Source organism: Candidatus Poribacteria bacterium, assembly GCA_028820845.1.
GTDB lineage: Bacteria > Poribacteria > WGA-4E > WGA-4E > WGA-3G > WGA-3G.
This window is the reverse complement of record JAPPII010000035.1, coordinates 21649-36221: the sequence shown is the minus strand read 5'-3', so window position 1 is coordinate 36221 and position 14573 is coordinate 21649. Positions and strand designations below refer to the sequence as shown.

Below are 14573 nucleotides of genomic sequence, written 5' to 3'. Positions count from 1 at the left end.
CTTGGCAGCACGGTTTCCTGTCAGGCTGTGTATAAATGTGCACAACCGAATAGGAGACGCGACAAACGTCGGAAGCACTTTCCGCAACTTTTTCTTTTCGGGGTAACGTTCATGAACAGACGCGTTCTGTCTCTCCTTAAAGCCACTGTCAAATCCGCAACCGACTGTGGGTTCCACTTTTGGATGGAGCTCCGGATGTTGTGTGGATTTTCAGAGGATGTTCCTGTTAAGCGTCTTGGCAATGTAAACGTTGGGTGTCTACGAAGGATTACTCCCCCCCCCCCACTTTATATCTCATAAGTAGATTACGAAATCAATTACTTCACACGACAGCCACAGCGGTGAATGCCGTCGTGCTGCTCTCTTCACGCCTGCCCGTGCGACTTTATTCCCTTACAAGTCGGACGTTGCAGGCTATTTTTGTTACAATAAATGGAGGAAAATAACAGATGTCGTCAAAAATGACATTTTCTTTAGTTTTAGTTTTAATGTTGGTATTCGTATCAGGCACAGCACTCGCGCAAACGATGAGACTTAGTAGGGATCTCCATAATGGTAATCCTACTGCAGCAGCGCAACACCTTGGAGAAAAACAGTTCTCCATTCTTCGGGCATCCATTGATAACAACGGGCTCCTCAGCGATCTGGGCCCTCATGCTATATCTACGTTTCCAGCACTTAGTGGCGCTTTTCCAAATCTGGCTGACCTCTTTGAATTCGGTGGCACGATTGAGCTCCTGCTGGAACAACGCGAAGGTCTGGCGGGAACACCAGCAGAAGGTCAAACGGAGAAAGACCTGCTGCATCGCCTCGTTATCACCGAAATCATGTGGGGAACAGATGCTGCTGGGGTAAATAGTGATGACAATCCGGATCCAGTGGTTGCTCAATGGATTGAAGTCTACAACCCAGGTGCTGCCTTAAAAGTGGCAGAGGCTTCTGCGGATAGGGATGATCTTCGTCTTCTGTTTACCGCAAACAAACGGGTTGAGCGCGATAAAGTGATACTTGATCGGAAGGGCCCCGGTGTTCATACTGAGGTTCCAGCTGATGCATTAGGTGCTCGCACCTTCACCGTCGTTGACCGTGTGAGTGTTATCAACCGTTTTGGTTCCAGATGGGAGCCGCCCGGTCAGAGTGGTCGGACATCAGCGTCTGCGGATGGCAAACATCCCGTGAAAAATCTCGTCTCCATGTACCGCAAGCGTAGCACGAACGCTGATAAAACTGCCTACACGGCTCATGATCCCAATAGCAAAGCCGGCGAACACAGATTCGGGGACGGCACCGATAGCAGTCAGTGGGTCGCATCCGTCGGACGTATCAATATGTCGGGTAATTTCATCGGCACACCGGGGACGGTTCAGCAGGATGAAGGTGGTATTGCGACGCAAAGTAAAGCACCCGCCTCGCTTCCCGGCACTTCCGTCATCATCAACGAGATTTACAACTCAGACAGGCTCCAGTGGATTGAACTTCATAACACCGGTAGTGCTGCACAAGAAGTCAAAAAATGGACGATGCACGCTGCTTATGAGGATGCTGATGGAGACAGGTTACAGCGGACGGTCTTTTCGATTCCTGATAAGGGCACGAGCATTCCTGGGGGTGGTTTCTTGGTCATCACGAATCGGGATCCCGCCGATAGCGTCTTGGTGGGTGGTATGGATCTCCATGATACCAACAGCGACAAGTTCCCAGCAGGTGCACAGCAGCTGTATATCGTTGTGAATGGTGGTGATGACGAGTGGATGCCTGCTGACGATTTCCTGCTTGTTCTCAGAAACCGCAACGATAGAACCAACCACGAAGGGATCGTAGACATCGCCGGTAATCAGTTCATTGAGCAGGCGAATGTCTCGGATGCCTGGCCTTTGAAAGGATGGAGTGTCGCCATTGCGAACGCTGACATCAATACAGAAAGGATTGATGCGAATGACTGGGGTGGTGCTAACAGTAGCATACCTCGTAACGCCGGTATGACGTATGCGCGTATCGAGCAGAAGACGGGTGCACAGCGTTCAGAGAAAGACCACTGGCGTAAGGACGGTGCCGTCAACGGTTTGGGGTATGACCCGAATGTAGATATGGCAATCGCACCCGGAACGCCGGGGTATGCCAACAACGCCCGGAAGGCAAACCCCGCCGACATTATGGGTAAAGTCGTTATCAGTGAGATTATGTATGATGCCGGTGACAACGGCAATCTCACGCAGTGGATAGAACTCTACAACTCTTCCTTCACGGAATCGGCACATCTCAACGGGGATTGGGAACTGGAGATTCGCAACATTGACCCGGATGTCGAGTCTTACGTCGATGCGAAGTTCACGTTTGATGGCACTTCTGTGATTCTGCCGAACCAGACGCTGTTGTTGGTCTCTGACCGTAGCAGTGCGAGTGATGTGGTGTCCCACCGCGTCTATAACCTGTATCAGAAGCACCGCAACGCACTCGGTCTCTCGGCACGCAAGAGTGTGCTTTTGATGGCACACCCGATGACGCGAATGATGGCACGATGGCAGCCTCGTGGATAACGGCACAGAGCGTCGGGAGCTACTACGGACACCGCGATGATGTCGGGTCACCCGGACATCGGGAAGGCAGCCCCTTACCCATCGCACTCTCCAGTTTCCGTCCCGTGCGCGACAAAGCAACAAGCGCAGTCGTGATTACATGGGTCACCGAATCTGAGTTGAACAATGCTGGCTTTAACATCCTGCGAAGTGAAACCAAAGACGGTGCGTTCCAGGTCATCAACGTCAAAGGCATTGTTCCCGGACACGGCACCACTTCTGAAAAGCGTATGTATACCTACACAGATACAACTGCGAAACCCAACGGTGTTTACTACTACCAGATTGAGGATGTTTCTCTTGATGGCAAACGCACGACCTTGCGCACGACACACTTACGTGGAAACGTCAGTGCGGGTGGTAAACTTACAACGCATTGGGCGGAGCTAAAATCGTTTGGCAAATAGGTCAGACACCAAGGTTGTTCAGGGATGAAAATAAGTGAACTAACCTATCAGGGCAGTGGACTTCGGTTCGCTGCCCTGTTTTTTTATAGCCGTCAGCCGTCAGGGCGGGAAATCAACGGTATGAATGCCTTAGGGCATTCCCCGTCTCCGAAACCCTTTCAGCGGTCAGTAAAGAAAAGGGGTGTGTGGTAACACTTGCGTCTTTGCCTACGCAAGTCGCGTGTGGACTTGCGGGACAATGCTGACGACTGAAAGCGCAGTGCCCTGACGGCTGACTGCTAATCGCTGACGACTATTAAAAAACCTTTTGAAAAAAGCGAACCGTGTGTTATAATAAAATCGTATTTGAGCGCGTTCAACAGACACAAGCGTATAAAAAAAGATAACCTATTGGATTGTCCACCTTTGAATTGTAGGTGAATTCGTTGGTAGTAGTGCGATTTATCGCACGTCCTCCGCGTAACAACGGGCAATAAATTGCCCTACTACAAACGAAACTACTTCCAATTTTAGACTGGACAGACTACTACAACCATTATGCTCAGACCGAAACTGAATCGCTTTGGCACACGCTATCGACATGGCTACTCTACTACAACCATTATGCTCAGACCGAAACCCAGTATTGAGACAATTCAACCGTATCAGGGAGGGAAACCGATTGAAGAGGTCCAACGCGAGTTGGGCATCACGGATATTATCAAACTCGCATCTAACGAAAACTCGCTGGGTCCATCGCCGTTGGCACTACAGGCGATTGCTGAGAGCACGGCACAGGTGCACCTCTATCCCGACGGCAACGCCTTCTATCTCAAAAATGATCTGGCGGCGCATCTGGGGATTTCTGCTGAGCATCTGATTTTAGGAAACGGTTCAAACGATGTGCTGCAACTCATTGCTGAAGCGTACCTTGCACCCAATGATGAGGTTATCTACGCAGCGGGCGCGTTCGTCGTCTATAGTCTCGTAACGAAGTTGTGTAGCGCGAGAGCCGTTGTCGTGCCGATGCAGAACGACACACACGACCTCTCGGCTATGGTAGGCGCAATCACCCGTAAGACGAAAGTTATCTTCGTGGCAAATCCGAACAACCCTACCGGCACAATGGTCACTGCCGAGGAGACAGCGGCGTTTATGGAACAGGTGCCAGACGATGTGCTTGTCGTCTTTGATGAGGCGTACTATGAATATGTCCTGCGTTCCGACTATCCGCAGACGCTGCCTTATGTCTTAGGGGGACGGAATTTTATCATTACTCGGACGTTTTCCAAAATCTATGGACTCGCTGGACTCCGTATCGGTTACGGTATCGCACCCCCTGCGTTAGTTGAGACGCTGAATCGGGTTCGGCAGCCCTTCAATTGTAGTCTGGTGGGACAGGCGGCGGCGCGTGCTGCACTTAAGGATACCGCGCATGTCAAAAAGAGCCAAGCGAGCAACACTGCTGGAAAAACCTTCCTCTATGAAGCGTTTGATGACATGGGACTCCGTTATACACAAACCGAAGGCAACTTTATCATGTTGCACTTGGAGCAGTTAGGAACAGAGGTTGCCGATGCGTTACTGCAAAAAGGGGTCATCGTCCGACCTATCGGGGGCTACGGCTATCCGAATGCGATACGCGTAACGATTGGGACACAAGAAGAAAATAAAAGATTTATCACATCTCTGGAGCGTAGTTTGCAAAATAGTAGTCAGCAGTCAGCAGTCAGTAACGCGTTGTGAGTATTACAAACTATCGCAACTGTCAAGACGATTTACTGATGGCTGATAGCCGACAGCCAAAAAATATGAAACAACTCATACAACTCAATAACAGACGACCTACCCGAAAAATTATGGTAGGCAATATCCCGATCGGTGACGGTAATCCCATCTCTATCCAGACGATGACGACGACCCTGACCCACGACATAGACGCTACATTAGCACAAGTAGAGCGGTGTGCCGAGGCAGGGGCGCAGATTGTCCGCGTCGCTGTGCCTGAAGAGCCGGACGCGAAGGCACTCTCTACGATTGTCCGGCGGGCACCGGTCCCGATCGTCTCGGATATCCATTTCAATTACCGATATGCCCTCGTTGCAGTCGATGCGGGAGTGGCAAAAGTTCGTATCAATCCGGGAAACATCGGTAGCGAAGAACGGATTTCAGAGGTGCTGTCTGCAGCAAAAGCGGCGAATATCCCGATACGTATCGGCGTAAATGAGGGATCGCTCGAAAAGGATCTGTTAGAAAAATACCCGTCTCCAACAGCCGAGGCATTGGTAGAGAGTGCGATGCGGCACGTCAACATCTGCGAAGCTCACGACTTCAGAGACATCGCCATCTCCGTTAAGTCGAGCGATCCGCTTCGGATGATAGAAGCGAACCGTCAACTTTCAGCGAAAATCCCGTACCCATTGCATCTCGGTGTAACAGAAGCCGGAACACCGCGGCGGGCGCACGTCAAATCGACCCTCGGTATTGGGACGCTCTTGCAAGAGGGGATCGGGGACACCATCCGCATCTCAATTACAGGAGACCCCGTCGAAGAGGTACTGACTGCGAAAGAACTCCTGCGAGCACTTGGCATGGCATCGGATATGCTGGATGTCGTCTCTTGTCCGTTCTGCGGTCGTGGCGATCCCAGTGCGGATTATGAGAACATCGTTGCGGTTGCTGAGGAACTTCTGGAGAAACACGGCATAAAGATTCCGGTAGCCGTGATGGGGTGTGAGGTTAACGGACCGGGTGAAACGCGCAATGCTGAGGTAGGTATCCATTTAGGGGGCAGAGAACTTGCTGTCCTGAAGGTCCGTGGCGAGCGAGTGCGCACGTTCCGCGGCAGAGATGAAGTTAATCCTGAATTTTTAGCAAACGCATTGTTAGAAGCCGCACAGCAGTTGCAGGCAACTCAGAGCGAAACCGTCTCATAAAGAAAATGAACAATCTTTGGCAGTCTATCCAAAAAGCAGTTCGATTAATCCCTTTTCAGATTGGGTTGCTCGCGCTATTTTTCTGTGTCTACCACCTATTCCTATTTTACTGCATGCGTGAGACAGCCGTCAATCTCGGTGCAGTGCGGTATAGAACGCACATTGTCCCACTTTACGCTGAACCGAGCTTCGACTTGAGTTTATGGGTATTGCCTGCTATCGTGGTGTGTGTCGGTTTTTTGTATCTCTGCCACAAGTATCTGCTTTCAGGTGTGTCTGTGCGACGTTTAATCTGGATAGCGGTTATCTGTTTCGTTGCGATTAACGTTAGCGTTGCACTGATTGATGGCTACCGCGAGATTGAAAAAGAAGGCGAGACCAACCGAGTCTTAGGGCTTTTGGAGCCGTATACGCGAACTTCGTTGGAGTATTACGGCGATGTGCCACGGGTTGATGAACTCGGACTCCGCGCATTTCTACGAGATTATAGCAAACCGGAATTATTTGATACACTCTCAGGTCACACACGCACGCATCCGCCGGGGGGCGTGCTTTTCTTATGGTTCTTTAGCAAGATTTTCGGTTACAATCTTGTATCGGCATCCCTAATTTCAATTATCTTCACTGCGCTTGCGGTGATACCGATCTATTACCTCGGCGAACGGCTCTATGGTACAAAGGTCGCTCGCTATGCGCTTCTCCTTTTCCTTATCACCCCGAACTTCGTGATGTTCACCGGTACATCAATGGACGGTCCATTCAGTGTTTTCCCAATTCTCAGCGTCTACCTCTTTTATGAGGCGCGAGCGCGGGAGGTCTTACCCGACCAAACGTGGCACGAATTTCGTCCTTATAGTTTGCTAACAGGACTTTCACTGGCACTCGGAATGTTCATGACGTATTCAACGGTTGTCGTCGGTGTTTTTCTCTGTATTATCCCGTTGCTGGAACGAAAGCGGTTTGTACAGTATCTGAAGGTTTTGCTGTTCGCAGCTGCCGGGTTCGTCGGATTCTACTTACTCCTTTTTGTCTTGACGGGATTTCGTCCGATTGAGGCACTCGTGGCAGCTATTGCAAAAGATGAGATGGGGATGGGGACGGGTTACGAAAGCCTCTCACGTTATCTTCACCTGAGCTTCGCCAACCTATTCGCTTTCCTCATTGGCGTAGGGCTTCCGATAACGACTGTTTGGCTCCGACAGGTCGTATCCGCAATAACGGAATGGCGACGGGAGGCACTCTCATCGGTACAAGAGCGTTATGACCCGCGTACTCCTTGGATACTCCGTCATGAAAAATTAGACGGCTTCGTCATCGGTTTCCTGATAACACTCCTCTTTTTCACATTTTCCACCCTGTTTACGATGGAGGTTGAGCGCATCTGGATCTTCATGGTGCCGTTTTTCGTGATTCCTGTCGCCAAACACCTTGTAGATCGCTCGCTATCCGATCTCTATTGGGTTGGGGGTATCCTCACGGTGCAACTCATCGTTGGAGAAGTGCTGCTTTATACATATTGGTGATAGCGAACCGCGAACCGCGAATAGCGATCTTTATGCGAATTCTTTACGTCATCGACTCTATGACAAAAGACGGTGCCGAATCGCAATTACTCAAAACTTTGGACCGGTTGCCACCTGAACGGTATGAGGCGTACGTCGTACTAAGCCGTGCTGAAGGGGAACGTGTGTCCGAACTCCTTGAAATGTCCTGTGTTCGGGATGTCGCTACGCTGACGGGTGAAAATAGACCGAAGCGATTACTGGAAAAGGCGTTTGCCCTCGGTGGTATTGTCAATTCAATAAAACCGGACATCGTACACAGTTGGTTGTGGTATTCCAATTTCCTCTGCGGACTTTCGCGGAAATGCGGCCTTTGGCGTAAAGTGCCGTTCATTGCCTCACAGCGCGGTGATTACCACGCGAGGTACAGCAAATTCCGGCTCTGGCTGACAGAAAAACTTATCTACAATCCCGCCGATATTCTCCTAACGAATTCCGCACAAATTGAACGGCATCTTCATCAACGCTATCCAGACAAACAGATTCTTAGCATTCCCAATCTAATAGAATTACCCACCGAAGAATGGTCTCAACAACACCGAGACGATACCCGCGAGAAGTCAATCGTAAGTGTCGGACGCTTTGCCCCTGAAAAGGGACATCGCTATCTGATTGAGGCATTGTGTCTGCTTGATCCAAAAGAGACGCCATGGCGATGCACGTTTCTCGGTGATGGAGAATTAGAGGCAGAACTTCGCGCACTTACAGAAAAGCACAGACTTTCGGAGCATATCAAATTCCCAGGTTTCTGTGAAGATGTCTTCTCTGTGCTTTTGACGGCGGATGTCTTTGTGCTACCGTCGCTGCATGAGAGTTCACCGAATGCATTGATTGAAGCGATGGGGGTCGGGATGCCGTGTATAGTGTCAGATGTCGGTGGTATCACAGACTTGATTGAGAGCGGGGAGAACGGTATTCGGATCCCACCACAAAATCCAGAGGCGTTGGCAGCAGCAGTGGATTGGGTGTTGACGCAACCTGACTTTGCGAGGGAGTTGGGCAGAAACGCTCGCGCAACGATCCAGCAAAAGTTTGATAGTGCGGAATCTATGCGGAAGTTAGAAGATATTTATCGACAATTTTTATCGGAACAATAGGGTGGGTTAATAAATGCGGGGTTTCCTTAAAAATGTAGTCGCCTTCGTCGTGTGTCTATTGGGTATACCTGTTTTCATTCGAGAGTGGGTGCGTCGGAATCAGGTTGCTATCCTCCTGTATCACGATCCGAAACCCGCGGTTTTCGCGAGACATATCGCCTTCCTCTCTCGCCACTACACGCTTATTTCACTGGATACACTGGTGGCAGCAATCCAGCGATCCGATTTCTCAGAGATTCCTCCGAAAAGTGTTGTGATTACAATTGACGACGGACATGCCGGAAATTTTGAACTTTTGCCGATTTTCAAACAATACCAGCTGCGTCCGACACTCTATGCCTGCACACAGATTATCAATACACACCGGCATTTCTGGTTTAAAGTAGACGGACAATCTAAGGCGGAGAAAGAGCGACTCAAAAGACTCTCGAACGCAGAACGATTAGCACATCTCAAAAATACAGCCGATTTTGAACCCGAAAAAGTATATCCAGACAGACAAGCCCTCAACATGTCTGAAATCAAAGAGATGGTAGTGCACGTTGACTTCCAACCCCACACCCAGTTCCATCCAATTCTACCGCGCTGCACAGAAACGGAGTGTAAGCAGGAGATTCTCGGAAGTAAAACGGATTTGGAAGGGATTTTGGGGATTGAATGTTCGCATTTCAGTTATCCAAACGGCGACTATACCGAACGCGAGGTTGAGATTGTGAAGACAAGTGGGTTCCGTTCCGCTCGGACAACCGAGATTGGATGGAACACGTTAGACACCTCGCCGTATCAGCTGAAAGCCGTTCCGATTACCGATACTGCTGGACTCACTCTTTTCCGTGCGGAACTGACAACGATTCCGCAACGGTTTAGCAGATGGGTGACTTCCCTATTGTGGCGCAGATGAAAAACGAATTGACAAAATGGCACGCTGCCTACATTCAGAACGCTTATCGCGAATTGGAACGAGGCACAACACGCAGCCAACTCGATGCGTTAGGCATTGACGGAACTGGCAAACGGGTGTTGGATGTTGGTTGTGGTCCTGGAAATCTGCTTGTTGCCCTCTCTGCTGATGCCCCGGAACTCCTTATTGGTGTCGATATTGACCCGCGTTTCTTGGTGTGTGGACGTGCTTACATCGAGCAGTTAAATCAGCAGCCTGCCGAAACACCTCACCTGATGTGTGCTGCGCTCCCTACCTTACCCTTTGCAGATGAGACCTTTGATCTCGTAACCTGTTTCCTCGTTATGCCACATGTACCAGATGACAGCGTTGCTTTAACCGAACTCGCACGTATATTAAAACCGGGTGGTACACTGGCGATCTCTGGGCACGGTTTAGGGTTCCCGCTTCGCTACCTCAAGCGTTTCAGACTGAAACCGCTACAGATGTATCTGGCGAGTCTCATTTATCGGGGCACTGGGAAGAAGTGGATACGAAACACGCTGCAAAATGACCAAAAAATATGCGACATTTTAAGCAGTGTCGGTGTAATCCCAAAGATGCGGCACTACAATAAGCGGGTACTTGGATGTGTCGCAACTTACTGGATTAAGGCGATTAAGAGGGAGATTAGCCCTAAGGCGATGCAGTAGTACGAGAAGTGTGAGAACTTGCCTCGGTTCAGCACGACGAGTAGAAACCGCAAGGCGATATAACCGACGATAAACGCAGCGAGCATGCCGCCACCAACGATGTGGATTGCTATCGTTGTGTCTTCAAGGTCCCGGATCTTCAGCGCAACTGCACCGAGGATGGCAGGAATCGAGAGTAGGAAAGAGTATTCCGCCGCTGTCTTTGCTGGAATCCCTAAAAACAGTGCTAACGAGATGGTCGTTCCAGAACGAGAGATACCGGGTGTAATAGCGCAACCTTGTGCGATCCCGATGAGGGGTGCGTGCCATACTTTCAATTGTCCGACTGAATCATCAGAAGGGGCTGCGTTCTTTCTGCGAAGGCGAGGGAGTTGGAGAATCGCACCGGTGAGAATTAGCATAACACTCACAATCAGGACTTCCTCGAAAAAGGACTCTAACTGCGTCTTGAATACCACTGCGATCACACCTGTCGGAATCGAACCGAGCAGTATCAAATAGATAAATTTCAGTTCAGGCGCGGTGCTAAGCGTCACCCTTGGCTGTTTCCACAATAGCGAGTTTCCAAGCGTAGAAAGTCCACCTACCACTAATTGCTTTATGGCATCGCGGTATACGACGAGTACAGCGGCTAATGTGCCGACATGAAGCATCACATCGAAGAAAACAAGAGGTTCCTTGAGTCCGAGAAATTGTTGTGCTAAGACGAGATGTCCTGAGCTACTAACGGGTAGGAATTCGGTTAGACCTTGTAGGATGCCAAGGAGGATTGCTTCAAGAAAAGTCATAACCCTATTGTAGCACCGAATCTGCAAACCGGCAAGGGGAATTAAATGGGTTATAAGTTATAAGTTAAGAGTGGTTTGTGGTAGTTCGGACGTTTGTAATATCTACAACGCACTTTTGCTAAGGTCCGAATTGCGAAAAGCGCAGCGTGCTGAGAGTGGAGCGTAGCGGAACGCCCTGACCGCTGATAGCCATTTCCCATTGATGTAATTCCAAGATTGGTGTATAATGCATTGACACTGCGCCAGTTATATGTTAAAATTCTGGTAAAATGTTTAGGAGGGTGTGAAAATGCGTAAAAGTCTATTCCTGTTCGGGCTTTCGGCAATTTGTATATTTGCTGTGAGCCTATCTTATGCCGTCGAGGACACGGACATCCTCGTCTATTACTCTTTTGATAAACTCAGTGGGAATAAAGTTACCGATGATTCCGGTAACGGCAACGATGCGGAGTTGGTAGGAAAAGGTTCGCTTGTTGATGGAGCGTTCAACAAAGCAATCCGTCTGAACGGCGGTGTCGTCCAGATGGCTCAGAACGATTTTATCGTACCAATTGGCGAGAAAACGGAAATCACGATGGAAGCGTGGTTTTACCTGCATCAACACGCCTCGTATGACGGGATTATCTCGATCGAAGCCGCTGCAGGAGGGTGCTGCGAATTTCGGACGATGGTGAATCCGGGTTTCAATCCGTTCTGGGATGCCGGACATCACGCCGACAAAAGCCTCGCCAATTATCAGTTTGAGTTAGATGAGTGGTATCACTACGTTTTGGTGGCTGATGGTGTTGACGGAAAGATCTATGTCAACGGCGACTTTATCGGTGAACAGAAAGAAAATTTTAAGTGGCCCAAGTTCAAAGAGGCAGCGATCTATATCGGGGCAGGTGAAAACCCTAATCTTCACAAAGTAGAAGATGCTGTTATTGATGAGGTTGTCATATACGCCAAAGCGTTGACTGAGGACGAGGTGAAAGCATCAATGGAACTGAGCGTGCCGGGGGTGCTTGCTGTTGAGGCACACGACAAATTGGCAGTGACCTGGGGAGAACTAAAAACCGATTTTTAATTGGCTATCAGCGGTCAGGGCGTTCGCTTCGTTCACTTTCGGCTGTCGGAGTAGCCGTCCTGACCAAAAATAAAAAGGAGATTTTATGAAATTAGGATTTTTATCAAAGATTTTTGAGGGCGCATTGAGCATTGAAAAAACATATAACCAGTGCGACGCAGCACTTAAGGAACTCAAAGACTATAATGAAAAACGTCAACAGCCGGAGTTTCACATCTCAAATGAGGAGAAAGCCGAATTAGACGAGATTGTCAATACTGCTATTACAAATGCGACGCGTATTATTGCAAGGGAAGGCGATCGGAATTGGCCCGGCGTATTTCGAGAGATGCACAAGAATTTAGCGGATCTCTATTTGGAACTTGACGAACACGACAAAGTCCGGGCAGCGTGTGAACGTATGCAAGATTACGGCGAAGTTGGCAGACAAGAAGCCGATGAAATATTGGAAAGCCTAAAAGAAAAAGAAGGGTAGTGGTTGTCAGTTATCAGTTGTTGGTATCTGGTGGTCACATATTATTTCACTGCCACAAATGTCTCTTAACTGAAAACTGACGACTATAATGCAATTTCTGAATCCTGCCGCGTTTTATCTGTTAGGTGCAATTCCGATCGTAGTGTTCCTGCATTTCTTGAAGTTGCGCCGCTACACCTACCTTGTTCCGAGCATCATGCATTGGCTATCCACCGACGAGGATCGGAGAGCCAATGTCCCGTTCCAACGGCTTCGGAATATACTTCTCCCACTCCTACAAGTGCTTTTTTTGCTGCTCCTTACGTGCAGCGTGGCGCGTCCGACGTTGCGTAGACCTGGGTTCATGCCCGGAAAGGCGATTCTCATTGTCGATAATTCTGCGAGTATGCTGTCCGAGGAAAGTGGACAGACCCGGCTTTCGCTCGCAAAAGCGGCGGCATTGGAGCAGGTTGCGCAAATCTCTGCAGGCAGTGGGATCATGCTCATGGTAACGCAAGAGACTGGCACTTATATCCAACAAGCCTTCACGACTGATACTGCACAACTCCAACGCGCCATAGAAAATATCACACCGATCCACGCCCCCCGCAATCTCCGTCCGGTTTTTGACGCTGTAACACGTTACACCGACTCACCACAAGACCAAGTCTTTTTTATCAGCGATACTTTTGAAAACCTACCAGACATCCCGCTGACACTTCATAAAATTCCCGTCGGTGCAGATGCCGAAAATATGGGTATCATCCTGTTCAGTGTTGACATCGTGCAAGATCAATACGAAATCCTGGTCGGTATCCAAAATTTCACACAGACCTCCAGCGAATTCAACGTTCAATTGGCAGTGGAAAACGCGCCTCTTGATGACAGAACGATAAGTATCCCTTCAGAGACAACCCAATCGGTGCTGTTTTCAGGGGATCCAAGGGGTTTAGCGGGAAAGGTTATCAGGGTCCACCTTGGAATAGCAGACGATTTTTCGCTCGATAACAGTGTCTCCGCAATCCTACCGGGTATATCACCTTTGAAAATCTTACTCGTCAATGACAATCAGAAATCCCTGCTGCCTGAGCTGCTGCGTGCGTACGGAAGCCATGTCGATTTAGACGTGGTTCTCCCAACAGATTATCACGGGACGGGTGATGCCGATATAGCGGTTTTTGATGGTAGCACTCCTGCTGGACGTGAGACGTTTAGCGGTGCTTTTGAAGTCACTTCCCGAGCGCGTCTTATCTTTATCAATCCGGGCAGCAATCTGCCGTTCGTTCAGGTTTCCGATGCTTCGGCTGTAAAGAGCAGTAGCGGATCTACCCGCGTCATCAGAGCAGATGCGGCGCATCCACTCATGGCAGATGTCTCATTACAAGGATTGCAAGTGCGGGAATCTGTGTATCGAGACCTACCCATCTGGGGATATTCTCTTGTTGAGACGGAGAAGGGTTCGCTAATCTGGCTCGGAAACCCCGGAGCCGACACGCAATTGCTCGTTTTTGAGTTTGATGCCTTCAATCCAGAAATATCTACGTTCGCGGTGTCTATACCGGGACCGCTGTTTGTTTATCAGTGCTTAGCGTGGTTTGAAGCAGGGGTTGCCCCACTCCAACCCCTTGGGTCTCAGACAAGGAGGACTCGGCACGCATTCAAAACCGGAGAACAGGTAGTTATCGCGTTGGAAAACACGGATATGCCGTTTCGCATCCAAAAACCTGATGAGACGATGGTCACGGTAAACAATACAGTATTCACTGAGACCGATCTCGTGGGTGTCTATACGCTTTTCGCCCATGATGGGAGGGAATTAGAGCGGTTCACAGTCAACCTGCTGGACACTGCAACGTCCACACTCTCACAGTCCAGAACCATAAAAGCGGACGCGGAAAATATCTCAACATCCCTTGAAACCGGTTTGCAACCGATGGCGCAGGAGGTGTGGCGTTTTCCCGCAGTGCTCGCGTTGATTGTTTTGTTTGTGGAGTGGTGGTTTTATCACCGAGAGCGGCTGTAACGGACGTGGGTTAACGGTTTCCTACGCTACAAAGAGGTCTGTGATGGAAAATAAAAAAGGGCGGATACGTCATCCGCCCTACAGTCTTGATA

General features: G+C 49.5%; 13 protein-coding genes. 12 read left to right on the top strand and 1 reads right to left on the bottom strand.

Features of this window, described 5'->3' with window-relative positions; all coding sequences use genetic code 11:
- Positions 1 to 449: 449 nt before the first annotated feature.
- The 9 genes from OXN25_08805 to OXN25_08765 all read left to right on the top strand — a co-directional run bounded on the left by OXN25_08805 (position 450) and on the right by OXN25_08765 (position 10150).
- A complete protein-coding gene (locus OXN25_08805) occupies positions 450 to 2537 on the top strand; it encodes a lamin tail domain-containing protein (protein MDE0424952.1) in 2088 nt (695 codons plus the stop codon).
- Positions 2519 to 2983, top strand: a complete 465-nt coding sequence (locus tag OXN25_08800; protein MDE0424951.1) for a hypothetical protein — start codon at positions 2519 to 2521, stop codon at positions 2981 to 2983. The genes OXN25_08805 and OXN25_08800 overlap by 19 nt, the downstream gene beginning before the upstream one ends.
- A gap of 24 nt (positions 2984 to 3007) precedes the next feature.
- The gene (locus OXN25_08795) at positions 3008 to 3175 is read left to right on the top strand and encodes a hypothetical protein (GenBank protein MDE0424950.1); all 168 of its coding nucleotides are present in this window, start codon (positions 3008 to 3010) and stop codon (positions 3173 to 3175) included.
- A gap of 345 nt (positions 3176 to 3520) precedes the next feature.
- Positions 3521 to 4708, top strand: a complete 1188-nt coding sequence (gene hisC / locus OXN25_08790) for a histidinol-phosphate transaminase (protein ID MDE0424949.1) — start codon at positions 3521 to 3523, stop codon at positions 4706 to 4708.
- A 65-nt stretch (positions 4709 to 4773) separates the two neighbouring features.
- The gene (gene ispG / locus OXN25_08785; protein ID MDE0424948.1) at positions 4774 to 5898 is read left to right on the top strand and encodes a flavodoxin-dependent (E)-4-hydroxy-3-methylbut-2-enyl-diphosphate synthase; all 1125 of its coding nucleotides are present in this window, start codon (positions 4774 to 4776) and stop codon (positions 5896 to 5898) included.
- Positions 5899 to 5903: 5 nt separating this feature from the next.
- Entirely contained in the window at positions 5904 to 7421 is a 1518-nt protein-coding gene (locus OXN25_08780; GenBank protein MDE0424947.1) for a glycosyltransferase family 39 protein, read from the top strand.
- Positions 7422 to 7453: 32 nt separating this feature from the next.
- Complete coding sequence (locus OXN25_08775) at positions 7454 to 8557, top strand: glycosyltransferase (GenBank protein MDE0424946.1); 1104 nt, start codon at positions 7454 to 7456, stop codon at positions 8555 to 8557.
- A 13-nt stretch (positions 8558 to 8570) separates the two neighbouring features.
- Entirely contained in the window at positions 8571 to 9458 is an 888-nt protein-coding gene (locus tag OXN25_08770; GenBank protein MDE0424945.1) for a polysaccharide deacetylase family protein, read from the top strand.
- The gene (locus OXN25_08765) at positions 9455 to 10150 is read left to right on the top strand and encodes a class I SAM-dependent methyltransferase (protein ID MDE0424944.1); all 696 of its coding nucleotides are present in this window, start codon (positions 9455 to 9457) and stop codon (positions 10148 to 10150) included. The genes OXN25_08770 and OXN25_08765 overlap by 4 nt, the downstream gene beginning before the upstream one ends.
- On the opposite strand, the gene OXN25_08760 is transcribed toward OXN25_08765, so the two are convergent.
- Positions 10099 to 10938 carry an undecaprenyl-diphosphate phosphatase gene (locus OXN25_08760; protein ID MDE0424943.1) on the bottom strand — a complete coding sequence of 280 codons (840 nt, stop codon included), beginning with the start codon at positions 10936 to 10938 and terminating at the stop codon, positions 10099 to 10101. The genes OXN25_08765 and OXN25_08760 overlap by 52 nt on opposite strands.
- A 289-nt stretch (positions 10939 to 11227) precedes the next feature.
- On the opposite strand from OXN25_08760, the gene OXN25_08755 reads away from it, so the two are divergent.
- From OXN25_08755 to OXN25_08745, 3 genes are all read left to right on the top strand, one after another.
- Entirely contained in the window at positions 11228 to 12004 is a 777-nt protein-coding gene (locus OXN25_08755; protein ID MDE0424942.1) for a LamG domain-containing protein, read from the top strand.
- A gap of 85 nt (positions 12005 to 12089) precedes the next feature.
- Positions 12090 to 12479 carry a hypothetical protein gene (locus tag OXN25_08750; GenBank protein ID MDE0424941.1) on the top strand — a complete coding sequence of 130 codons (390 nt, stop codon included), beginning with the start codon at positions 12090 to 12092 and terminating at the stop codon, positions 12477 to 12479.
- A gap of 88 nt (positions 12480 to 12567) precedes the next feature.
- On the top strand, positions 12568 to 14481 hold the full coding sequence (locus OXN25_08745; GenBank protein ID MDE0424940.1) for a BatA and WFA domain-containing protein: 1914 nt from the start codon (positions 12568 to 12570) through the stop codon (positions 14479 to 14481).
- Positions 14482 to 14573 lie beyond the last annotated feature (92 nt).